The sequence below is a fragment of the Mesorhizobium newzealandense genome (assembly GCF_042682145.1).
GTDB classification, from domain to species: Bacteria; Pseudomonadota; Alphaproteobacteria; order Rhizobiales; family Rhizobiaceae; genus Mesorhizobium; species Mesorhizobium newzealandense.
The window spans coordinates 1-21,452 of record NZ_JBHUGZ010000012.1; the positions used below are offsets into that span (position 1 = coordinate 1).

The window sequence follows — 21,452 nt, forward strand, 5'->3', positions numbered from 1 at the left end:
CGGTGTCTCTGGCGGACACTGGCCGCGCAATCTGATGGTGCTTGCTCGCTACCTCGTGATGCACGGCTTTTCCACCCCAACCCTGGCGTAGCTACGCTGTCGAGTCGCGTTCTGGCTTTATATCATGGCGAATTGTATTCGCGCCATGGCAGATGCCGTTGGCAAGTCCGACGCGCCCAGCACGGCTCGGTTATTCTGGATCAGGCTGATCATGACCATCGGTTGGGTGATTTACCCGATCCTGCATTTCGTGGATGTCGTTATCGGCACGGGACACGTGGCACCGATCATTGTGCTCTACACCGTTGCTGACCTTATCAATCTCATCGCTGTCTCAATGATCGTCCTCGCCGTCGCGGCGAGGAGCGTTTCTGAAGGCTGTCAATCTTTCGCGCCAACCTGCTCGGCGCCCGCGGTTAAGTGGAGGATCGTCCCATGAATGGCTCTGATGTGATCGCAGTCGTTATTCTCATAAACGATCATCATCGCGATCGGTGTCTATCTGCTGCACTGGCTTTACAGACACTCGTCAAAAGACCAGTCCTTCGTCCGAACCGGCCTCGGCGGCGAGCGGGTTGGTCATGGGCGGTGGTGCGCTGATCATCCCGATTGTCCACGACATCACGCGCGTCAACATGAACGCGATCCCGGTGGAGATCCGGAGGCTCGGCGAGCAATCCCTGATCACCAGGAACAAAATGCGCATCGACATCATCGCCGAGTTCTTCGTGCGGGGTGGTGCCGACGGAAGCCGGGGTGTCGACTGCGGCCCGCACCCTCGGTGACCGCACCCAGAAACCCTGCCGCGCTGAAGGAGATCGTTCAGGGCCGGTTCATCGATGCGATGTCGGCCATCGCCTCCACGATGACCATGGATGAAATCCACACCAATCGCGGGCCGCTACATGAGTGAGGCGGCCGCCCTGGCGGCGACGACCCTGGGGTCGAATGGCCTCGAGCTTGAAAATGCCTCTCTGACGAGCCTCAACCAGACCGACATCTCCGTATTTGATCCCTCCAATGCGTTCGATGCCGAAGGCCTGACGCAGCTGGACCGAGCAGATCGAAGAGCGCCGCCAGCTTCGCAACCGCATCGAAAACGAATCGCGGGATCGGCATCAAGCTCAAGGATTTCGAGACCGAGCAGCGGTCTCTGGAGATCGAGCGTGACCTCGAATACGCCCGCATCGAAACAGACGCAAGCGATCGAAATCCGTAAAGCCGCCCAACTGGCCGAGATTGAGGCCGAGAGATCTAGTTCCACAATCAGTATTCAGAACGCCAGGATCCGCAGCGAACAAGAAGGCGAGCGGATTCGTATCGCCAAGGACCGGCTCATCGATTCCGAACGGATCAACACTCAGTCGGAGGTGCGGTCATTGGAGATCAGGAAACAGCAAGAGACCGAATTGACGGAGATTATGTCGCGCCGTGAGCTCGAGATGCAGAGGATCCAGAACCGCCGGGAAGTTGAGGCGGAGCGGATCGACAACGAGCAGCATGTGAAGGAGTTTGAAATCCGTTCGCGTCAGGAGCTGTCGATCATCGAGACGACGTCATCGGCAGAGATCGACCAGGCCAAACTGGAGAACCAGCGGATAACCGAGTCGCACCGTATTGAAACCGATAAAACCATTGAATTGCTCGCCGTGGCGAAGTCGAAAGAGGTTCGCATCAGCAACGAACTTGCTGAGGCTGACCAGGAAAAGGCGCGCCTGAAGAAACGTTACGATGTCGATGTCGAACGCTTGAGGGTCGACGAGGAAATCGTGCAGCTCGAGATCGAGAAAAACCAGAAGATCAAGCTCGCCGAAAACAAGGCGTTTCAGGAGATTCAGGACGCGTCGATCGCCGCCAACCGCCAGATCGACGAGTTGCGCATCGCTGCGCGGAAGTTTGTCGATAAGTTTGAGATCGAGCAGCAGAAGGAAGTCGAAATCATCGACAAGGAGCGCCTGATCGCGGTGATCAACAAGTCGATCGAGGAAGCCTACGCAAAGACCGAGGCTGCGGAAGCCCTGAAAAAAACAGGTTGAACAGGAAGAGCAGGTCAACAGCGCACGCGAAGAAGAGGTGGCCGAACGCATCAAGCGGATCGAGCTTCATTCAGTCCTCGTCCAGGGTCGAGCGTGACGCCCAACGCGTCGTTTCTTCGGCAAAGGCGAGAAGGAAGCCACGGAACTCAGGGCGCTGGCGGAAATCGCCGACTCCAATGCGGCCGAGGTCCGCTATGCCAAGGACGCCGCCGGGAAGCGCATGCTCAACGAGTCCGAAAACACCCGTTCGGATGCCAGCAGACGCAGTGCCATCTACGAAAACCTCGTCAGCAATCTGCCGAGCATCATCCGCGAAACGGTCAAGCCGATGGAAAACATCGAATCGATCAAGATCCTCCAGGTCGACGGGCTGCCGGGTCTCAACAGCCGTCCGAGATGGGTGGCGGGGGAGAGGGCGGCTCTGGCGGCGGCAACATGACAGACCGTGTGGTGAATTCCGCCATGAAGTATCGCACTCAGGTCGCCTTCGTAGACGGTCTCATGAAGGACCTGGGACTGCCGATCGAAAACCTCGGAAGCGCCGGCGGCATGTCGTTCCGGAACTTCCAGGGTCCGGATGCGCCGAAGGACAAGGACGACTGAGCGCGTACGAAACTAGCGAGAGCAACCGATGACCCCGCTCGGCAAAAAAACGAAGCGCTGGACCGCCACGCCTTGGTCATGGCCTGCTGGTTGGCAGCGGCCATGCCCGCCGCGATCCTGTTTGAGTATGGATTTGGCCGGGGCGGAACACCCTATATCCTTGCCGGGTTCGCGGCCATTCTGGCAGGCTTTGTCGCCCACGTGATCGTCAATGTGGTCTACGGGACGGGTTTCTCGCCCCGAGAACTGGGGCTCGGCCTGGTCATCTACGGACTCGCGCTTGTGTTGTTCGTTGTCCTCTCGCTGGTTAGCGCGTCGTTTGCCGCGCACAACTTCTTGCCGCTGAGCATCGGTTTTATCACAACGGGGGCCGTGGTCGTTTTCTACCTGATCACCCGGTACGGGGCACGGCAGGCCTTCGCAGCGTTCGACGTTATCCGGGACTTCCGCTCACGCTCGCCGGGAGACCATATATGACCCCGCTCTTGGTTTCCGTGCTCGGCATTGTCGCGGTCCTGGGCCTTTACCTTGCGACCATCAGCGGCCGTCACACCCAGCAACCCGGTGATTTCGTCGACGCGGGCCTGGCATTGCCGCCATGGGTGACCATCTTCGCCGGCGCCGGCATCACCTTGGCCAGCCTCAGCCTTCCCGATCACCTGCTTTTACTCGCCACCTTCGGCCTTCAATATAACCAGGTTGCAGTCGGTCTCATCTGTATCGCCCTTTGCGCTGCCATCACGCAGAAGCGGGTCTGGCTTGCCGCCCGGCTGACCTCGCTGCGCACGCTTGGTGACCTGCTGGGCGATTACTTCGGTAGCACGACCCTTCGCATCTATTTGCTGCTCGTGCTGTTCCTTTTCAGCATCCCCTTTGCAGCGATGTGCCTGTCTCAGGCGGGTGCCCTGGTGAGCGCCGCGACCGCCAACGACGTTCCGTCCGGTCTCGCAATCTGGTCGATCGCGTTCGTCCTGTTCCTCTGCAGCGTGATCGGAGGCTGGCGCGGGATTGCCTATCTTGTCGCCGCCCAGTCCCTGCTGGTCCTGGCCCTCATGGTATTTTTCGGCGGGTTCACGGGCATTACGCTCGACAAATTGGCATTCGCCGTCAACGGGATTGGTACAGCCAGCGGTGTGCTGCCGGACAAGATCCCGGGCGTGATCCAGTTTAGCGCCGGCATTGGCAAGGAGCTGCCGGCCGGGGGGCTCTGGACCACCTTCGCGGGACTGACGTTCGCCCTGTCTCTGGGCGGCATCGCCATCAGTCCCGGCTTCAGCTTTCTGGGCGTGACAAGTGCGCCGCGCCGCGGCCTTGCATTTGGCCAGGTCTGGATGATCGCGGGCCTCGCGGCTGGCACCCTGATACTGATCGGGCCGGTTCTGGCCGCGGAGATTGCGGCCAGTGGCTCGCTGACAGCCTTCACGACACGACTGGCAACGCTCGATCCGATGGTGGCGGTGGGCTTTACACTTCTTCTGGTCGCGTCGAGCCAGATCGCCGTCGCATTCTTTGCCGGATCAGGTGCATCGGTGTGCACCATCGAGCTGACGTCACGATACATTATCCCGGGCATGGACCAGCGTTCGACGCGGTTTGCCGCGCGCGTGACCCTGGCGCTCGTCTACGGAGCAGTCGCTGCCGTCGCGAGCTTTGCGCCCCTCAGCGCTACAATCTTCTCATCCCTCACGCTCAGCCTGTCCATGCAGCTGCTGCCTGCGGTGCTCGGGTTGTGCTGGATGCGTTGGATCAGCCGCAGCGGTGTTCTGGCCGGTTTGATTGTCGGAAGCCTTTGTGTGGTGTTCACCGAGAGCTTTGGGCTGGTGCTGTTCGAGCGGCTCTTCGTCGACCTGCCATGGGGTCGCTGGCCCTTGTCGGTCCATTCGGCGGGATGGGGACTTGCGACCAATTTTACGGCGTGCCTCCTTGTGTCCCTGTTTACTCGCAGCGGCGCCGAGCGGGATCGCAGGGATCGCCTCCATGACGCCTTTGAGGAGAGCCAGCCGGCGCGTAACGGGAGCCAGGCGGCCACAACGGCCAAATGGGCCCTGACACTTCTGTGGGCGTTTTTCGCGCTCGGCCCCGGTGCAATCCTCGGCAACACATTTTTCAGCGAGCCGATTTTTGCTGGCACGGTGGTGGCACCGGGAGTGCCTTCGCTGCTGATCTGGCAGGTCCTGTTCTGGTTTGTCGGCGTATTCATCGTGTGGTGGTTGGCCTATCAAGGACGCCTGTCCGTTATCGATGAACGTCCTAGCCACGGGATCGTCCTCGTGCCGGAGGTGAACCCATTGTTAGAGCCAGTTTCGACCCCGTGGATCGCACGGCTCCTCGACCGCGTGACCGGCCGGTAACCGGGGCAGGGCATGGAAGGCATCGACCTCAGGCGTCTGCGCTATTTCATCGCGGTTTGCGAGCACGGCGGCTTCTCCCGCGCGTCCCAATCCATAGGGGTCGCCCAGCCGTCCCTGACGCGACAAATCAAGCTGCTCGAAAAGGAAGTCGGTATCTCGTTGATTAACCGAAGTGGGCGCGGTGCCGAGCCTACGGCCGAAGGACGGTTCCTCCTTGGCCAGTCGCGCCTGCACATCGATGGGCTCGATCATGCGGTCCGTGAGGTGCGCCAGCGCTCGGATAAGCTCAAAGGCGAGATCTCACTTGGCATATGCCCGACCATTGTGCCGCTGTTTCTGGAAGACATACGCAATTTTGTTGAAGCCCAGTATCAGGGTGTGACGCTGAATGTTGTCGAAGCCTACAGCGGCGACCTTGCCAGTCTCATGCGCGGCGGCCCGCCTCGACGCTGCGCTCACCTATCGGCCGAGTGCGCCGGATCAGCTCGACATCGTGGATCTGTTCGCAGAGCGCCTCGTGCTGGTAACCTCTTATACCCGCGCTCAGGTGTCGAAGACGGTCGAAACCCGCTGATAAACGACGACAAGATCTGAAGCGCTGGAAGAGCAAAGGCGGCCGCCCGCGCGCTCTTCAACTAGCGCTGTAGCGGGCGGCCGCCTTTGCGGCGCGGTGCTGATCATGGGAGGTTGAAGGGATAGACGCGGGGCACGTCTCCAGCCGCCCTGAGGCGGCTTTCGACGTACCCCGCCATGCGCGTGCCTTGTGGTAGATCTGCGGGTAATCAGCGCCGCAGAAACAATCCGGCGTAACACCGATCTCAACTGGCAAGTCCGGGCTCGGTGTCACGCTCCACTGACGGTGCGCGACTGCATTATCGCATTGTCAGCGCATTCCGTCGACCTTTTCCCCGAACTCCCCGCGGCGCTCCGAAAGGATCGTCGCGGATGCTCATGGGCCGCTTCTTTCTGTGCGGCCGCTGCCGTTCGCAGGTAACGATCTGCCGCAGCTGCGACCGGGGACAGCGCTACTGCGGCCAGGACTGCGCCCGTGCTGCCCGCCGCGAGAGTGTGCGCGAGGCGGGGCGACGTTATCAGCGCAGCCGCCGGGGACGCCTGGCTCATGCGGTCCGGGCCCGACGATATCGGGCTCGGCACAATAAAGTGACGCATCATTCTCCACCTGCATCTCCTGCCGGTTCACTACTGGTCAGTCCCTCGAACGATGTCGTCGCTGCTTTTGCTGACGTCGCCGGGCGGGCGACGACATCGGTCATGCCCACGCCGTGCTGTCGGCGCTGCGACTGTCGACTGTCGCCGTTCGTTCGCACCGGCTTCGTGCGTCGCCGGGGGCCTCGTTATGCCCGTGAAGCTGACTACGCAGACGGAGAGCCCGTATCATGACCATCAGCCCCGAACTGGAAGCGCAGATCCTGCGCCTGTATCACGCCGAGAAGTGGCGCTGCGGCACCATCGCCAGGCAATTGCATGTCCATCACACGACGGTGCATCGCGTTCTGGCCCAGGCGGGATTGCCCCGGCACAAGCCGCTGCAGAGAGCCTCAATTATTGACCCGTATCTTCCATTCATTGAGCAGACGCTGGAAAAGTTCCCCTCGCTGACCGCCAGCCGCCTTTATGCGATGGTGCGCGAGCGCGGCTACCGGGGCTTGCCGACGCACTTTCGGCACCTGGTCGCCCTGCACCGTCCCCGCAAGCCGGCCGAGGCGTTCCTGCGGCTGCGCACATTGCCGGGCGAGCAGGGACAGGTCGACTGGGCCCACTTCGGTCACATCGAGATCGGCAACGCCCGCCGGCCGCTCATGGCGTTCGTGATGGTGCTTTCTTACTCACGCGACATCTACCTGCGCTTCTTCCTCGACGCGCGCATGGAAAACTTCCTGCGCGGTCACGTCGGCGCGTTCAACACATGGTGCGGGCTGCCCAGGGTCCTGCTCTACGACAATCTCAAGAGTGCGGTGCTCGAGCGCCAGGGCGATGCGATCCGCTTCCATCCGACGCTGCTTGCCTTCGCCGGCTTCTATCGGTTCGAGCCACGTCCTGTCGCGGTTGCCCGGGGCAACGAAAAAGGCCGCGTCGAGCGCGCCATACGGCATATAAGGGAAGCATTCTTCATCGCCCGCAAGTTCACCGATCTCGACGATCTGAACGCCCAGGCCGAACAGTGGTGCCGCAACCAGGCAGCCGACCGGCCATGCCCCGAGGACCGGACGATGACGGTCCGCCAGGCGTTTGCGCAAGAGCAGCCACTGCTTCTGCCGCTGCCCGCCAACCCATACCCCGTCGAGGAGCAGGTCGCCGCCAAGGTTGGCAAAACGCCCTATGTGCGCTTCGACCTCAACGATTACTCGGTACCGCATGCTCATGTCCGGCGCACGCTCAGCGTGCGCGCCGATCTCGGCCTGGTCCGCGTCTTCGACGGCGCAAAGATGATCGCCAGTCACCGTCGCAGCTATGATCGCGACCAGCAGATCGAGGACCCTCAGCACCTCAAGGCACTCGTCGCAATCAAGCGCGAGGCGCGCCAGCATCGCGGCCTCAACAGCCTGACCCGCGCCGTGCCGGCCTGCCAGACCCTGATGATCCGGGCCGCCGAGCGTGGCTCCAATATCGGTGCGATCACAAACGCGTTGCTGAAACTGCTTGACCTGTACGGCGCGCAGGAACTGCAGGCCGCCGTCGAGGAAGCTTTGCATGCCGGCGCCTCCCATTCGAGGTCGGTTCGCGACGTACTGGAACGCCGCCGGGTCGCCCGCGGTGCTCCGCCGCCGGTCGAAACGAGCCTGCCCGAACACGTGCGGCGCAAGGATACGACGGTACGGCCGCATCGCCTCGACAGCTACGACCAACTGACCCTTGGAGGCAAAGATGATGAATAATCCCGACATCCTGCTCAACCGGGCCAAGGCGTTGCGCCTCAATGGCCTGATCACCCATTGGGACGAAATCGCTGACGCGGACTGGCTGGCCGCCGTCCTTCAATGGGAAGAAGAGGAGCGCTCCGACCGTTCGATGCGGCGACGCACGCGTGCCGCCAGGCTCGGCCACTTCAAGCAACTGTCCGATTATGACTGGCACTGGCCTCGCCGCATCGACCGCGCCGCCGTCGAGGATCTGATGACCCTGTCCTTCATGAACGATGCCGCCAACATCGTCTTTATCGGCCCCAACGGCGTCGGGAAATCGACACTTGCTCGCAATGTCGCTCACCAGGCGCTCATCTGCGGTCACACCGTCGTCTTCCGAACCGCCAGCGAGATGCTCGGCGAACTCGCCGCCCTCGACAGCGACGCAGCCTTGCGCCGACGCCTTCACCACTACGCCGCCGCCGACGTTCTTGCGATCGACGAGGTCGGGTATCTGTCCTACTCGAACCGTCATGCGGACCTGCTGTTCGAACTCATCAGCCGGCGCTACGAAAAACGCTCAACCATCATCACCACCAACAGACCCTTCGCTGATTGGTCGGAGGTCTTTCCCAATGCCGCCTGCGTCGTCAGCCTCGTCGACCGCCTCATGCACCGATCCGAGGTGATCTCCATCGAAGGCGATTCCTACCGCTTCAAGGAAGCGGCCGAGCGATCAAAGGCACAGCGCGAAAAACGCACCAGCCGCTCCTCCGGCGAAAAGGTGCCCGCAGCATGAAACCAGATCCTCAACCGTCCGGCCTCAGTCGTGGTATCCACTTCCTCATCAATCCCGAATGGACACCCGAACAGGCGCTCGCTGTCTTCGAGCTCCTCAACGATCTCGCCGATAGCATCTGGTCTCACTACGGCGTCCAACTCCAGGAACTTATCCAGGAGCAGCAACGAACACCGACCGATCACAGCGATATCGAAAAAACCCCGTCCTCGCTCTAAAGCACACATCCTCCACACTCGGCGGCCTGCAAAGGCCGCCTTTTTGTTCCGTCCACAAGCACCAAACGCTTGTCGTCGTTTAGACGCGCTTTTGAAAAGCCATCAACACTCAGGTCGACGCGCCGCGCCAGCTGAGTGACATCAGCCGGTTAAAGTTGATATTGCCGAGCGAAATCCATGAACTGCGGCGGATCATCGATCGGGTCTATCGCGAGCGTGGCATCGCGCTGCAGCCGGAACTCGAACTCGACTCGCTCAACGCCGTAAAAGCTGTCATTGCGGACAAAACCACCCAGTACGCAACCATTCTGCCGCACTCGAGCGTCACGCGTGAACTGGCCGGGCACGTGCTGAGCGCTTATGCGATCGCCGACAGCGCCATGGTCCGCACTATAGCCGTGGTGCGGCCCCAGGGAGGCAGCCCCCCGGAAAGTGGTGCTCACCGCCTTGATTGACGAAGTCCGCCGGCAGGCGGGACGGATCAAAAGATCCATGGGCAGCGCCGACGTGGTCTTGTTGGGACAGGGATAGACGGACCGCCGGTTTTTGTCGTTCCCTCAATAACGAAATGTTATACGCTAGCCCTCCGTAGAGCGTAGGGAGGCGTTTTGGATCTTCGGCAGCTAAGATATTTTTCCAAGGTCGTCGAGAGCGGCTCGTTCTCGAAAGCCGCGACGCAGCTTCATGTAGCACAACCCGCGTTGAGCCAGCATGTCAGGCACATGGAAGAGGAGCTTGGCCTTGCTCTCCTGCATCGCGGGCCGCACGGCGTCAGTGCGACCGAAGCGGGCACGCGGCTGATGGTGCATGCCAAGCGCATCCTTGCCGAGTTTGCCGAAATTAACGACAGTGTCCGGGGCGCCGCCATAGCCCCTCGCGGCGAAGTGCGTTTCGGCCTACCGGGTACAGTGAGCGAGCTTCTTGCGGCGCCGCTGATCGAGGCCGCCCGCGAGCGGTTCCCCGAGGTGCGCATCCGCATCGTTGAGGCGATGAGCGGCTACATTCTGGAATGGTTGAAGCGCGGGGAGGTTGACCTCGCGATGATTTATGCAACTTCGGATCCCCGGGGGCTCGCGGTACATCACGGCTTGTCCGAGGAAATCTGTCTCTTTGCCGCGCCCGTCGATAGCAGGCCAGCGCCGACTTGCCAGGCTCTTCTGTGGAGCTTCGTGACGTCGCTCGGACTGCCCCTCGTTGTGCCGGGCCCGGGCCACGGCCTGCGAGAACTGATCGAAGCCGTGGCCAACGTCAGTCCAGGTCGCCATCAACCCGGCGATCGAAATCGACTCCTACACCAAATCAAGAGATTGGTGGACACGTTGCATCGGTTACGGGATCCTGCCGCGGATGGCGATCAACGCTGAGGCGCAGGCCGGCTTGTTTCGGGCGTGAGTTCCAAACACCCGCCAATTACACGTAAAGTGTACCTGGCTTACTCGACCGAACGGGCGTTGCAGACAGCGCCCCGCGCCGTCGGGCAGCTATCGTGGGAGATCCTTCGCCAGCTGGTCCAAGGACCAGGTCTGGAGCCGCCAGAGCTACCCAACGAAAACCAGCGACCCCAACCTCTTCGGCTAGGGTGCTGCCAGGCGGGCGGCCGACTGTACCGTTTCGCTATACCTCCCATTACAAACGCTCTATTGACGGAAGGACCCCTTCGGTGCGATGGTATCGGAAAAGCAGCATAAGGAGCTGAGCCATGCCAGGCGCGCTGGAGGGAACGACCGTCATCTCGCTGCGAGCAAGCCGTGGCGCCGCGCCTTTGGCGACGTCCCGTCTGGCCGACGTCGGGCGCGCGGTCATCAAGCTCGAGCGCCCCGAGGGCGACTTCGCGCGCGGCTATGACGATTATGTTCACGGCCTCTCCAGCTATTTCATCTGGAACAACCGCGGCAAGCAATCCTGCACCGTCGATCGAAGCAGCCGGATCTTGCGCTGGTCGAATTCCCACCCACCCCCCCCATGCTTCGCCACCGCCGACGTGTTTCGTCCAGAACCTCGCACCTGGCGCAACCGACAGGTTGGGCATCGGCAGCGCCGACCTCAGGCGCGGGTTTCCCCAGGCTAATCGTGTGTGACATCGGGGCTACGCACCCGGAACACCCGACCACGAGGCGAAAGCCTACGATCTGCTGATCAGGCGGAAGCGGGCTTGGCGGGGGTCACTGGGTCCGCAACTTCTGGCCCGACCCGGGTCGGCATATCCGATCTCCGATATCGCTACGGGACGGGGGCCTACGCCGCTATCCTCGAAGCCTGATCATGCGCAGCCGAACTGGGGACGGGCTCACCTGCAGCTTTCCCTTTTCGACACCCTCGCCGAATACATGAACGTGCCATATCTGGCGCGCCACTACGGTGGCAAGGAGCCGCGGCGGCTTGGGCTCGCCCACCCTTCGATCGCGCCCTACGGGCTGTTTCAGGTGAGTGACGGGGAAATCCTGATCGCCGTCCAGAACGAACGCGAATGGGGTCGTCTTCTGCGACAGTGTCCTGCGCCGGCCGTCGGTTGCAACGACCCGAGATTCGAGCGCAACGTGCTTCGCATCAAAAACCGCGAGCCGCTTGACGCATGCGTGCACGATCTTGGCGACTTACACCATGTCTGCATTATGCGAATTGCTTGACAACGTCAGAATTGCCTATGGCCGTGTGTCGACCATGGCGGAACTGGCGGTGCATCGCAGTGCCACCAAAGTATCGGTTGAGACCGCAGTTGGTCCGGTTGAGCTGTTGCGCCGCCGGTCACTGTCAATGGCATGCGTCCCGTGCTTGGCAGTGTGCCTTCGCTCGGGGAACACGATGGGGCTTTGCGGCAAGAGTTCGGTCCTCCAGATATGGTAGGTCCCAAACGGATAGAAATGCAGCACTATGAGCTTGTGAGCCTCTCTCAACTTGTCCACTCTGACCGTTGATCCGTGAAGAAGGAGGCGGGAGATAGGGAGAGTCTGAGTCTATCTATGCCGGGGAGATGGGGGTGCTATGGTGTTGCTCTCTTTCCTGTTCTTTCTCACGAAAACGTTGGAAGAGTGGGACGGGGGGGGAGGGCCTTCTCACGGGGACAGCGAGGGGAGAGGGAAGATTCCGAGTTCTCGGAACCAAGCCAGTGGACCGCCGTGCGACCTCGAATGGCATCGCTATTCGTCCCCTGGATACTCTCGGCTGCCGCTCGCGCATTGTGTCTCGGCGCTGGCCGACCCTGCCCCGCATTAAGCGGGAAGTTGTCGACTCACTGTTAGTATACTCCTCCTCATTCGATGGCTCGTACGGCAGTGTGTGTGGTTGGTTCTCTAGCGGGTGTGTGGTTTGTGTCGAGAGTGTGGCACGCCGCATTCGTCTTACGTTCTACAGTGGAGTCTGCTCTCGCCACCTTCAGCATGCGGGCGGGCTCGGTTGGCAATGCGCCGAGGGCGCAGCCGAGCGTATCCAGGACGAATAGCGATGCCCATTCGAGGTCGCGGTCGGTCACTGGCTTTTCACGGATCAACCGTGTCAGGTCGCGGGTCAAGCTCATAGTGCTGCATTTCCTATCCGTTTGGGACCTACCATATCTGGAGGACCGAACTCTTGCCGCAAAGCCCCATCGTGTTCCCCGAGCGAAGGCACACTGCCAAGCACGGGACGCATGCCATTGACAGTGACCGGCGGCGCAAACAGCTCAACCGGACCAACTGCGGTCTCAACCGATACTTTGGTGGCACTGCGATGCACCGCCAGTTCCGCCATGGTCGACACACGGCCATAGGCAATTCTGACGTTGTCAAGCAATTCGCATAATGCAGACATGGTGTAGGTCGCCAAGATCGCCTGCACGCATGCGTCAAGCGGCTCGCGGTTTTTGATGCGAAGCACGTTGCGCTCGAATCTCGGGTCCGTTGCAACCGACGGCCGGCGCAGGACACTGTCGCAGAAGACGACCCATTCGCGTTCGTTCTGGACGGCGATCAGGATTTCCCCGTCACTCACCTGAAACAGCCCGTAGGGCGCGATCGAGGGGTGGGCGAGCCCAAGCCGCCGCGGCTCCTTGCCACCGTAGTGGCGCGCCAGATATGGCACGTTCATGTATTCGGCGAGGGTGTCGAAAAGGGAAAGCTGCAGGTGAGCCCCGTCCCCAGTTCGGCTGCGCATGATCAGGGCTTCGAGGATAGCGGCGTAGGCCCCCTGTCCCGTAGCGATATCGGAGATCGATATGCCGACCCGGGTCGGGCCAGAAGTTGCGGACCCAGTGACCCCCGCCAAGCCCGCTTCCGCCTGGATCAGCAGATCGTAGGCTTTCCGCTCGTGGTCGGGTGTTCCGGGTGCGTAGCCACCGATGTCACACACGATTAGCCTGGGGAACCGCCGCCTGAGGTCGGCGCTGCCGATGCCCAACCTGTCGGTTGCGCCAGGTGCGAGGTTCTGGACGAACACGTCGGCGGTGGCGAGCATGGATTCGACCAGCGCAAGATCATCCGGCTGCTTCAGATCGACGGTGCAGGATTGCTTGCCGCGGTTGTTCCAGATGAAATAGCTGGAGAGGCCGTGAACATAATCGTCATAGCCGCGCGCGAAGTCGCCCTCGGGGCGCTCGAGCTTGATGACCCGCGCGCCCGCGTCGGCCAGACGGGACGTCGCCAAAGGCGCGGCCACGGCTTGCTCCAGCGAGATGACGGTCGTTCCCTCCAGCGCGCCTGGCATGGCTCGCTCCTTATGCTGCTTTTCCGATACCATCGCACCGGAAGGGGTCCTTCCGTCAAATAGCGTTTTGTAATGGGAGGTATAGCGAAACGGTACAGTCGGCCGCCCGCCTGCAGCACCCTAGCCGAAGAGGTTGGGTCGCTGGTTTTCGTTGGGTAGCTCTGCGCTCCAGACCTGGTCCTTGACCAGCTGGCGAAGGATCTCCCACGATAGCTGCCCGACGGCGCGGGGCGCTGTCTGCAACGCCCGTTCGGTCGAGTAAGCCAGGTACACTTTACGTGTAATTGGCGGGTTTTGGAAACTCCACGCCCGAAACAAGCCGGCCTGCGCCTCAGCGTTGATCGCCATCCGCGGCAGGATCCCGTAACCGATGCCACGTGTCACCAATCTCTTGATTTGGGTGTAGGAGTCGATTTCGATCGCCGGGTTGATGGCGACCTGGACTGACGTTGCCACGGCTTCGATCAGTTCTCGCAGGCCGTGGCCCGGGCCCGGCACAACGAGGGGCAGTCCGGCGACGTCACGAAGCTCCACAGAAGAGCCCTGCAAGTCGGCCTGGCCCTGCATCGACGGGCCGGCAAAGAGACAGATTTCCTCGGACAAGCCGTGATGTACCGCGAGCCCCCGGGGATCCGAAGTTGCATAAATCATCGCGAGGTCAACCTCCCCGCGCTTCAACCATTCCAGAATGTAGCCGCTCATCGCCTCAACGATGCGGATGCGCACCTCGGGGAACCGCTCGCGGGCGGCCTCGATCAGCGGCGCCGCAAGAAGCTCGCTCACTGTACCCGGTAGGCCGAAACGCACTTCGCCGCGAGGGGCTATGGCGGCGCCCCGGACACTGTCGTTAATTTCGGCAAACTCGGCAAGGATGCGCTTGGCATGCACCATCAGCCGCGTGCCCGCTTCGGTCGCACTGACGCCGTGCGGCCCGCGATGCAGGAGAGCAAGGCCAAGCTCCTCTTCCATGTGCCTGACATGCTGGCTCAACGCGGGTTGTGCTACATGAAGCTGCGTCGCGGCTTTCGAGAACGAGCCGCTCTCGACGACCTTGGAAAAATATCTTAGCTGCCGAAGATCCAAAACGCCTCCCTACGCTCTACGGAGGGCTAGCGTATAACATTTCGTTATTGAGGGAACGACAAAAACCGGCGGTCCGTCTATCCCTGTCCCAACAAGACCACGTCGGCGCTGCCCATGGATCTTTTGATCCGTCCCGCCTGCCGGCGGACTTCGTCAATCAAGGCGGTGAGCACCACTTTCCGGGGGCTGCCTCCCTGGGGCCGCACCACGGCTATAGTGCGGACCATGGCGCTGTCGGCGATCGCATAAGCGCTCAGCACGTGCCCGGCCAGTTCACGCGTGACGCTCGAGTGCGGCAGAATGGTTGCGTACTGGGTGGTTTTGTCCGCAATGACAGCTTTTACGGCGTTGAGCGAGTCGAGTTCGAGTTCCGGCTGCAGCGCGATGCCACGCTCGCGATAGACCCGATCGATGATCCGCCGCAGTTCATGGATTTCGCTCGGCAATATCAACTTTAACCGGCTGATGTCACTCAGCTGGCGCGGCGCGTCGACCTGAGTGTTGATGGCTTTTCAAAAGCGCGTCTAAACGACGACAAGCGTTTGGTGCTTGTGGACGGAACAAAAAGGCGGCCTTTGCAGGCCGCCGAGTGTGGAGGATGTGTGCTTTAGAGCGAGGACGGGGTTTTTTCGATATCGCTGTGATCGGTCGGTGTTCGTTGCTGCTCCTGGATAAGTTCCTGGAGTTGGACGCCGTAGTGAGACCAGATGCTATCGGCGAGATCGTTGAGGAGCTCGAAGACAGCGAGCGCCTGTTCGGGTGTCCATTCGGGATTGATGAGGAAGTGGATACCACGACTGAGGCCGGACGGTTGAGGATCTGGTTTCATGCTGCGGGCACCTTTTCGCCGGAGGAGCGGCTGGTGCGTTTTTCGCGCTGTGCCTTTGATCGCTCGGCCGCTTCCTTGAAGCGGTAGGAATCGCCTTCGATGGAGATCACCTCGGATCGGTGCATGAGGCGGTCGACGAGGCTGACGACGCAGGCGGCATTGGGAAAGACCTCCGACCAATCAGCGAAGGGTCTGTTGGTGGTGATGATGGTTGAGCGTTTTTCGTAGCGCCGGCTGATGAGTTCGAACAGCAGGTCCGCATGACGGTTCGAGTAGGACAGATACCCGACCTCGTCGATCGCAAGAACGTCGGCGGCGGCGTAGTGGTGAAGGCGTCGGCGCAAGGCTGCGTCGCTGTCGAGGGCGGCGAGTTCGCCGAGCATCTCGCTGGCGGTTCGGAAGACGACGGTGTGACCGCAGATGAGCGCCTGGTGAGCGACATTGCGAGCAAGTGTCGATTTCCCGACGCCGTTGGGGCCGATAAAGACGATGTTGGCGGCATCGTTCATGAAGGACAGGGTCATCAGATCCTCGACGGCGGCGCGGTCGATGCGGCGAGGCCAGTGCCAGTCATAATCGGACAGTTGCTTGAAGTGGCCGAGCCTGGCGGCACGCGTGCGTCGCCGCATCGAACGGTCGGAGCGCTCCTCTTCTTCCCATTGAAGGACGGCGGCCAGCCAGTCCGCGTCAGCGATTTCGTCCCAATGGGTGATCAGGCCATTGAGGCGCAACGCCTTGGCCCGGTTGAGCAGGATGTCGGGATTATTCATCATCTTTGCCTCCAAGGGTCAGTTGGTCGTAGCTGTCGAGGCGATGCGGCCGTACCGTCGTATCCTTGCGCCGCACGTGTTCGGGCAGGCTCGTTTCGACCGGCGGCGGAGCACCGCGGGCGACCCGGCGGCGTTCCAGTACGTCGCGAACCGACCTCGAATGGGAGGCGCCGGCATGCAAAGCTTCCTCGACGGCGGCCTGCAGTTCCTGCGCGCCGTACAGGTCAAGCAGTTTCAGCAACGCGTTTGTGATCGCACCGATATTGGAGCCACGCTCGGCGGCCCGGATCATCAGGGTCTGGCAGGCCGGCACGGCGCGGGTCAGGCTGTTGAGGCCGCGATGCTGGCGCGCCTCGCGCTTGATTGCGACGAGTGCCTTGAGGTGCTGAGGGTCCTCGATCTGCTGGTCGCGATCATAGCTGCGACGGTGACTGGCGATCATCTTTGCGCCGTCGAAGACGCGGACCAGGCCGAGATCGGCGCGCACGCTGAGCGTGCGCCGGACATGAGCATGCGGTACCGAGTAATCGTTGAGGTCGAAGCGCACATAGGGCGTTTTGCCAACCTTGGCGGCGACCTGCTCCTCGACGGGGTATGGGTTGGCGGGCAGCGGCAGAAGCAGTGGCTGCTCTTGCGCAAACGCCTGGCGGACCGTCATCGTCCGGTCCTCGGGGCATGGCCGGTCGGCTGCCTGGTTGCGGCACCACTGTTCGGCCTGGGCGTTCAGATCGTCGAGATCGGTGAACTTGCGGGCGATGAAGAATGCTTCCCTTATATGCCGTATGGCGCGCTCGACGCGGCCTTTTTCGTTGCCCCGGGCAACCGCGACAGGACGTGGCTCGAACCGATAGAAGCCGGCGAAGGCAAGCAGCGTCGGATGGAAGCGGATCGCATCGCCCTGGCGCTCGAGCACCGCACTCTTGAGATTGTCGTAGAGCAGGACCCTGGGCAGCCCGCACCATGTGTTGAACGCGCCGACGTGACCGCGCAGGAAGTTTTCCATGCGCGCGTCGAGGAAGAAGCGCAGGTAGATGTCGCGTGAGTAAGAAAGCACCATCACGAACGCCATGAGCGGCCGGCGGGCGTTGCCGATCTCGATGTGACCGAAGTGGGCCCAGTCGACCTGTCCCTGCTCGCCCGGCAATGTGCGCAGCCGCAGGAACGCCTCGGCCGGCTTGCGGGGACGGTGCAGGGCGACCAGGTGCCGAAAGTGCGTCGGCAAGCCCCGGTAGCCGCGCTCGCGCACCATCGCATAAAGGCGGCTGGCGGTCAGCGAGGGGAACTTTTCCAGCGTCTGCTCAATGAATGGAAGATACGGGTCAATAATTGAGGCTCTCTGCAGCGGCTTGTGCCGGGGCAATCCCGCCTGGGCCAGAACGCGATGCACCGTCGTGTGATGGACATGCAATTGCCTGGCGATGGTGCCGCAGCGCCACTTCTCGGCGTGATACAGGCGCAGGATCTGCGCTTCCAGTTCGGGGCTGATGGTCATGATACGGGCTCTCCGTCTGCGTAGTCAGCTTCACGGGCATAACGAGGCCCCCGGCGACGCACGAAGCCGGTGCGAACGAACGGCGACAGTCGACAGTCGCAGCGCCGACAGCACGGCGTGGGCATGACCGATGTCGTCGCCCGCCCGGCGACGTCAGCAAAAGCAGCGACGACATCGTTCGAGGGACTGACCAGTAGTGAACCGGCAGGAGATGCAGGTGGAGAATGATGCGTCACTTTATTGTGCCGAGCCCGATATCGTCGGGCCCGGACCGCATGAGCCAGGCGTCCCCGGCGGCTGCGCTGATAACGTCGCCCCGCCTCGCGCACACTCTCGCGGCGGGCAGCACGGGCGCAGTCCTGGCCGCAGTAGCGCTGTCCCCGGTCGCAGCTGCGGCAGATCGTTACCTGCGAACGGCAGCGGCCGCACAGAAAGAAGCGGCCCATGAGCATCCGCGACGATCCTTTCGGAGCGCCGCGGGGAGTTCGGGGAAAAGGTCGACGGAATGCGCTGACAATGCGATAATGCAGTCGCGCACCGTCAGTGGAGCGTGACACCGAGCCCGGACTTGCCAGTTGAGATCGGTGTTACGCCGGATTGTTTCTGCGGCGCTGATTACCCGCAGATCTACCACAAGGCACGCGCATGGCGGGGTACGTCGAAAGCCGCCTCAGGGCGGCTGGAGACGTGCCCCGCGTCTATCCCTTCAACCTCCCATGATCAGCACCGCGCCGCAAAGGCGGCCGCCCGCTACAGCGCTAGTTGAAGAGCGCGCGGGCGGCCGCCTTTGCTCTTCCAGCGCTTCAGATCTTGTCGTCGTTTATCAGCGGGTTTCGACCGTCTTCGACACCTGAGCGCGGGTATAAGAGGTTACCAGCACGAGGCGCTCTGCGAACAGATCCACGATGTCGAGCTGATCCGGCGCACTCGGCCGATAGGTGAGCGCAGCGTCGAGGCGGGCCGCCGCGCATGAGACTGGCAAGGTCGCCGCTGTAGGCTTCGACAACATTCAGCGTCACACCCTGATACTGGGCTTCAACAAAATTGCGTATGTCTTCCAGAAACAGCGGCACAATGGTCGGGCATATGCCAAGTGAGATCTCGCCTTTGAGCTTATCCGAGCGCTGGCGCACCTCACGGACCGCATGATCGAGCCCATCGATGTGCAGGCGCGACTGGCCAAGGAGGAACCGTCCTTCGGCCGTAGGCTCGGCACCGCGCCCACTTCGGTTAATCAACGAGATACCGACTTCCTTTTCGAGCAGCTTGATTTGTCGCGTCAGGGACGGCTGGGCGACCCCTATGGATTGGGACGCGCGGGAGAAGCCGCCGTGCTCGCAAACCGCGATGAAATAGCGCAGACGCCTGAGGTCGATGCCTTCCATGCCCTGCCCCGGTTACCGGCCGGTCACGCGGTCGAGGAGCCGTGCGATCCACGGGGTCGAAACTGGCTCTAACAATGGGTTCACCTCCGGCACGAGGACGATCCCGTGGCTAGGACGTTCATCGATAACGGACAGGCGTCCTTGATAGGCCAACCACCACACGATGAATACGCCGACAAACCAGAACAGGACCTGCCAGATCAGCAGCGAAGGCACTCCCGGTGCCACCACCGTGCCAGCAAAAATCGGCTCGCTGAAAAATGTGTTGCCGAGGATTGCACCGGGGCCGAGCGCGAAAAACGCCCACAGAAGTGTCAGGGCCCATTTGGCCGTTGTGGCCGCCTGGCTCCCGTTACGCGCCGGCTGGCTCTCCTCAAAGGCGTCATGGAGGCGATCCCTGCGATCCCGCTCGGCGCCGCTGCGAGTAAACAGGGACACAAGGAGGCACGCCGTAAAATTGGTCGCAAGTCCCCATCCCGCCGAATGGACCGACAAGGGCCAGCGACCCCATGGCAGGTCGACGAAGAGCCGCTCGAACAGCACCAGCCCAAAGCTCTCGGTGAACACCACACAAAGGCTTCCGACAATCAAACCGGCCAGAACACCGCTGCGGCTGATCCAACGCATCCAGCACAACCCGAGCACCGCAGGCAGCAGCTGCATGGACAGGCTGAGCGTGAGGGATGAGAAGATTGTAGCGCTGAGGGGCGCAAAGCTCGCGACGGCAGCGACTGCTCCGTAGACGAGCGCCAGGGTCACGCGCGCGGCAAACCGCGTCGAACGCTGGTCCATGCCCGGGATAATGTATCGTGACGTCAGCTCGATGGTGCACACCGATGCACCTGATCCGGCAAAGAATGCGACGGCGATCTGGCTCGACGCGACCAGAAGAAGTGTAAAGCCCACCGCCACCATCGGATCGAGCGTTGCCAGTCGTGTCGTGAAGGCTGTCAGCGAGCCACTGGCCGCAATCTCCGCGGCCAGAACCGGCCCGATCAGTATCAGGGTGCCAGCCGCGAGGCCCGCGATCATCCAGACCTGGCCAAATGCAAGGCCGCGGCGCGGCGCACTTGTCACGCCCAGAAAGCTGAAGCCGGGACTGATGGCGATGCCGCCCAGAGACAGGGCGAACGTCAGTCCCGCGAAGGTGGTCCAGAGCCCCCCGGCCGGCAGCTCCTTGCCAATGCCGGCGCTAAACTGGATCACGCCCGGGATCTTGTCCGGCAGCACACCGCTGGCTGTACCAATCCCGTTGACGGCGAATGCCAATTTGTCGAGCGTAATGCCCGTGAACCCGCCGAAAAATACCATGAGGGCCAGGACCAGCAGGGACTGGGCGGCGACAAGATAGGCAATCCCGCGCCAGCCTCCGATCACGCTGCAGAGGAACAGGACGAACGCGATCGACCAGATTGCGAGACCGGACGGAACGTCGTTGGCGGTCGCGGCGCTCACCAGGGCACCCGCCTGAGACAGGCACATCGCTGCAAAGGGGATGCTGAAAAGGAACAGCACGAGCAGCAAATAGATGCGAAGGGTCGTGCTACCGAAGTAATCGCCCAGCAGGTCACCAAGCGTGCGCAGCGAGGTCAGCCGGGCGGCAAGCCAGACCCGCTTCTGCGTGATGGCAGCGCAAAGGGCGATACAGATGAGACCGACTGCAACCTGGTTATATTGAAGGCCGAAGGTGGCGAGTAAAAGCAGGTGATCGGGAAGGCTGAGGCTGGCCAAGGTGATGCCGGCGCCGGCGAAGATGGTCACCCATGGCGGCAATGCCAGGCCCGCGTCGACGAAATCACCGGGTTGCTGGGTGTGACGGCCGCTGATGGTCGCAAGGTAAAGGCCCAGGACCGCGACAATGCCGAGCACGGAAACCAAGAGCGGGGTCATATATGGTCTCCCGGCGAGCGTGAGCGGAAGTCCCGGATAACGTCGAACGCTGCGAAGGCCTGCCGTGCCCCGTACCGGGTGATCAGGTAGAAAACGACCACGGCCCCCGTTGTGATAAAACCGATGCTCAGCGGCAAGAAGTTGTGCGCGGCAAACGACGCGCTAACCAGCGAGAGGACAACGAACAACACAAGCGCGAGTCCGTAGATGACCAGGCCGAGCCCCAGTTCTCGGGGCGAGAAACCCGTCCCGTAGACCACATTGACGATCACGTGGGCGACAAAGCCTGCCAGAATGGCCGCGAACCCGGCAAGGATATAGGGTGTTCCGCCCCGGCCAAATCCATACTCAAACAGGATCGCGGCGGGCATGGCCGCTGCCAACCAGCAGGCCATGACCAAGGCGTGGCGGTCCAGCGCTTCGTTTTTGCCGAGCGGGGTCATCGGTTGCTCTCG

At 61.9% G+C, this 21,452-nt stretch carries 23 protein-coding genes and 1 pseudogene; 15 read left to right on the top strand and 9 right to left on the bottom strand.

Annotated elements, in window-relative coordinates; genetic code table 11:
• Positions 1-115: 115 nt before the first annotated feature.
• The 15 genes and pseudogenes from ACFSOZ_RS16420 to ACFSOZ_RS16490 form a co-directional block, all read left to right on the top strand.
• A pseudogene (locus ACFSOZ_RS16420) lies at positions 116-439 on the top strand (hypothetical protein); the annotation flags it as partial.
• A gap of 142 nt (positions 440-581) precedes the next feature.
• Entirely contained in the window at positions 582-785 is a 204-nt protein-coding gene (locus ACFSOZ_RS16425) for a hypothetical protein (RefSeq protein WP_379100012.1), read from the top strand.
• A gap of 90 nt (positions 786-875) precedes the next feature.
• Positions 876-2,036, top strand: a complete 1,161-nt coding sequence (locus tag ACFSOZ_RS16430; protein ID WP_379100014.1) for a coiled-coil domain-containing protein — start codon at positions 876-878, stop codon at positions 2,034-2,036.
• Between the two features lie 154 nt (positions 2,037-2,190).
• Positions 2,191-2,475 (top strand): flotillin domain-containing protein, encoded by a 285-nt coding sequence (locus ACFSOZ_RS16435; protein ID WP_379100471.1) that lies wholly within the window; start codon positions 2,191-2,193, stop codon positions 2,473-2,475.
• A complete protein-coding gene (locus ACFSOZ_RS16440) occupies positions 2,472-2,639 on the top strand; it encodes a hypothetical protein (protein ID WP_379100016.1) in 168 nt (55 codons plus the stop codon). Before ACFSOZ_RS16435 ends, ACFSOZ_RS16440 begins: the two co-directional genes overlap by 4 nt.
• Before the next feature lie 102 nt (positions 2,640-2,741).
• Positions 2,742-3,116, top strand: a complete 375-nt coding sequence (locus tag ACFSOZ_RS16445; protein WP_379100018.1) for a hypothetical protein — start codon at positions 2,742-2,744, stop codon at positions 3,114-3,116.
• Positions 3,113-4,990, top strand: coding sequence for a hypothetical protein (locus ACFSOZ_RS16450; RefSeq protein ID WP_378921778.1), 1,878 nt, complete (start codon positions 3,113-3,115; stop codon positions 4,988-4,990). The genes ACFSOZ_RS16445 and ACFSOZ_RS16450 overlap by 4 nt, the downstream gene beginning before the upstream one ends.
• Positions 4,991-5,002: 12 nt before the next feature.
• Positions 5,003-5,584: a LysR family transcriptional regulator gene (locus ACFSOZ_RS16455; RefSeq protein ID WP_379100020.1), complete on the top strand. Its 582-nt coding sequence runs from the start codon at positions 5,003-5,005 to the stop codon at positions 5,582-5,584.
• A gap of 803 nt (positions 5,585-6,387) precedes the next feature.
• Entirely contained in the window at positions 6,388-7,887 is a 1,500-nt protein-coding gene (istA, locus tag ACFSOZ_RS16460) for an IS21 family transposase (RefSeq protein ID WP_095085188.1), read from the top strand.
• Positions 7,877-8,653 (top strand): IS21-like element helper ATPase IstB, encoded by a 777-nt coding sequence (gene istB / locus ACFSOZ_RS16465; RefSeq protein WP_206073656.1) that lies wholly within the window; start codon positions 7,877-7,879, stop codon positions 8,651-8,653. Before istA (ACFSOZ_RS16460) ends, istB (ACFSOZ_RS16465) begins: the two co-directional genes overlap by 11 nt.
• Entirely contained in the window at positions 8,650-8,871 is a 222-nt protein-coding gene (locus ACFSOZ_RS16470) for a hypothetical protein (protein ID WP_379016657.1), read from the top strand. The genes istB (ACFSOZ_RS16465) and ACFSOZ_RS16470 overlap by 4 nt, the downstream gene beginning before the upstream one ends.
• A 131-nt stretch (positions 8,872-9,002) precedes the next feature.
• Positions 9,003-9,326: a LysR substrate-binding domain-containing protein gene (locus ACFSOZ_RS16475; protein WP_379100473.1), complete on the top strand. Its 324-nt coding sequence runs from the start codon at positions 9,003-9,005 to the stop codon at positions 9,324-9,326.
• A 153-nt stretch (positions 9,327-9,479) separates the two neighbouring features.
• Positions 9,480-10,235, top strand: a complete 756-nt coding sequence (locus tag ACFSOZ_RS16480; protein ID WP_379100022.1) for a LysR family transcriptional regulator — start codon at positions 9,480-9,482, stop codon at positions 10,233-10,235.
• A gap of 335 nt (positions 10,236-10,570) precedes the next feature.
• Positions 10,571-10,939 carry a CoA transferase gene (locus tag ACFSOZ_RS16485; RefSeq protein ID WP_379100024.1) on the top strand — a complete coding sequence of 123 codons (369 nt, stop codon included), beginning with the start codon at positions 10,571-10,573 and terminating at the stop codon, positions 10,937-10,939.
• Between the two features lie 259 nt (positions 10,940-11,198).
• Positions 11,199-11,498 (top strand): CoA transferase, encoded by a 300-nt coding sequence (locus ACFSOZ_RS16490; RefSeq protein ID WP_379100026.1) that lies wholly within the window; start codon positions 11,199-11,201, stop codon positions 11,496-11,498.
• An 883-nt stretch (positions 11,499-12,381) separates the two neighbouring features.
• Here ACFSOZ_RS16490 and ACFSOZ_RS16495 read toward each other — a convergent pair.
• From ACFSOZ_RS16495 to ACFSOZ_RS16535, 9 genes are all read right to left on the bottom strand, one after another.
• A complete protein-coding gene (locus ACFSOZ_RS16495; protein ID WP_095090511.1) occupies positions 12,382-13,548 on the bottom strand; it encodes a CaiB/BaiF CoA transferase family protein in 1,167 nt (388 codons plus the stop codon).
• 120 nt (positions 13,549-13,668) lie between these two features.
• Entirely contained in the window at positions 13,669-14,631 is a 963-nt protein-coding gene (locus ACFSOZ_RS16500; RefSeq protein WP_378921782.1) for a LysR family transcriptional regulator, read from the bottom strand.
• Between the two features lie 77 nt (positions 14,632-14,708).
• Positions 14,709-15,137, bottom strand: coding sequence for a LysR substrate-binding domain-containing protein (locus tag ACFSOZ_RS16505; protein WP_379100475.1), 429 nt, complete (start codon positions 15,135-15,137; stop codon positions 14,709-14,711).
• Between the two features lie 101 nt (positions 15,138-15,238).
• Positions 15,239-15,460, bottom strand: coding sequence for a hypothetical protein (locus tag ACFSOZ_RS16510; RefSeq protein ID WP_379016657.1), 222 nt, complete (start codon positions 15,458-15,460; stop codon positions 15,239-15,241).
• Positions 15,457-16,233 (bottom strand): IS21-like element helper ATPase IstB, encoded by a 777-nt coding sequence (gene istB, locus ACFSOZ_RS16515; RefSeq protein WP_206073656.1) that lies wholly within the window; start codon positions 16,231-16,233, stop codon positions 15,457-15,459. Before istB (ACFSOZ_RS16515) ends, ACFSOZ_RS16510 begins: the two co-directional genes overlap by 4 nt.
• Entirely contained in the window at positions 16,223-17,722 is a 1,500-nt protein-coding gene (istA, locus tag ACFSOZ_RS16520; protein WP_095085188.1) for an IS21 family transposase, read from the bottom strand. Before istA (ACFSOZ_RS16520) ends, istB (ACFSOZ_RS16515) begins: the two co-directional genes overlap by 11 nt.
• Before the next feature lie 803 nt (positions 17,723-18,525).
• Positions 18,526-19,107, bottom strand: a complete 582-nt coding sequence (locus ACFSOZ_RS16525) for a LysR family transcriptional regulator (RefSeq protein ID WP_379100020.1) — start codon at positions 19,105-19,107, stop codon at positions 18,526-18,528.
• A 12-nt stretch (positions 19,108-19,119) separates the two neighbouring features.
• Positions 19,120-20,997, bottom strand: coding sequence for a hypothetical protein (locus tag ACFSOZ_RS16530; RefSeq protein WP_378921778.1), 1,878 nt, complete (start codon positions 20,995-20,997; stop codon positions 19,120-19,122).
• Positions 20,994-21,440, bottom strand: a complete 447-nt coding sequence (locus ACFSOZ_RS16535; protein ID WP_095090196.1) for a hypothetical protein — start codon at positions 21,438-21,440, stop codon at positions 20,994-20,996. The genes ACFSOZ_RS16530 and ACFSOZ_RS16535 overlap by 4 nt, the downstream gene beginning before the upstream one ends.
• Positions 21,441-21,452: the final 12 nt, after the last annotated feature.

What these genes read in the sequence shown, in the direction of transcription:
- istA (WP_095085188.1), top strand. Translation starts at nt 6,388, where the DNA reads ATGACCATCAGCCCCGAACTGGAAGCGCAGATCCTGCGCCTGTATCAC.
- ACFSOZ_RS16440 (WP_379100016.1), top strand. Translation starts at nt 2,472, where the DNA reads ATGACAGACCGTGTGGTGAATTCCGCCATGAAGTATCGCACTCAGGTC.
- istA (WP_095085188.1), bottom strand. Translation starts at nt 17,722, where the DNA reads ATGACCATCAGCCCCGAACTGGAAGCGCAGATCCTGCGCCTGTATCAC.
- ACFSOZ_RS16470 (WP_379016657.1), top strand. Translation starts at nt 8,650, where the DNA reads ATGAAACCAGATCCTCAACCGTCCGGCCTCAGTCGTGGTATCCACTTC.
- ACFSOZ_RS16430 (WP_379100014.1), top strand. Translation starts at nt 876, where the DNA reads ATGAAATCCACACCAATCGCGGGCCGCTACATGAGTGAGGCGGCCGCC.
- ACFSOZ_RS16445 (WP_379100018.1), top strand. Translation starts at nt 2,742, where the DNA reads ATGCCCGCCGCGATCCTGTTTGAGTATGGATTTGGCCGGGGCGGAACA.
- ACFSOZ_RS16530 (WP_378921778.1), bottom strand. Translation starts at nt 20,997, where the DNA reads ATGACCCCGCTCTTGGTTTCCGTGCTCGGCATTGTCGCGGTCCTGGGC.
- ACFSOZ_RS16450 (WP_378921778.1), top strand. Translation starts at nt 3,113, where the DNA reads ATGACCCCGCTCTTGGTTTCCGTGCTCGGCATTGTCGCGGTCCTGGGC.
- ACFSOZ_RS16490 (WP_379100026.1), top strand. Translation starts at nt 11,199, where the DNA reads ATGAACGTGCCATATCTGGCGCGCCACTACGGTGGCAAGGAGCCGCGG.
- ACFSOZ_RS16485 (WP_379100024.1), top strand. Translation starts at nt 10,571, where the DNA reads ATGCCAGGCGCGCTGGAGGGAACGACCGTCATCTCGCTGCGAGCAAGC.
- ACFSOZ_RS16535 (WP_095090196.1), bottom strand. Translation starts at nt 21,440, where the DNA reads ATGACCCCGCTCGGCAAAAACGAAGCGCTGGACCGCCACGCCTTGGTC.
- istB (WP_206073656.1), top strand. Translation starts at nt 7,877, where the DNA reads ATGATGAATAATCCCGACATCCTGCTCAACCGGGCCAAGGCGTTGCGC.
- ACFSOZ_RS16495 (WP_095090511.1), bottom strand. Translation starts at nt 13,548, where the DNA reads ATGCCAGGCGCGCTGGAGGGAACGACCGTCATCTCGCTGGAGCAAGCC.
- ACFSOZ_RS16510 (WP_379016657.1), bottom strand. Translation starts at nt 15,460, where the DNA reads ATGAAACCAGATCCTCAACCGTCCGGCCTCAGTCGTGGTATCCACTTC.
- ACFSOZ_RS16525 (WP_379100020.1), bottom strand. Translation starts at nt 19,107, where the DNA reads ATGGAAGGCATCGACCTCAGGCGTCTGCGCTATTTCATCGCGGTTTGC.
- ACFSOZ_RS16455 (WP_379100020.1), top strand. Translation starts at nt 5,003, where the DNA reads ATGGAAGGCATCGACCTCAGGCGTCTGCGCTATTTCATCGCGGTTTGC.
- istB (WP_206073656.1), bottom strand. Translation starts at nt 16,233, where the DNA reads ATGATGAATAATCCCGACATCCTGCTCAACCGGGCCAAGGCGTTGCGC.
- ACFSOZ_RS16425 (WP_379100012.1), top strand. Translation starts at nt 582, where the DNA reads ATGGGCGGTGGTGCGCTGATCATCCCGATTGTCCACGACATCACGCGC.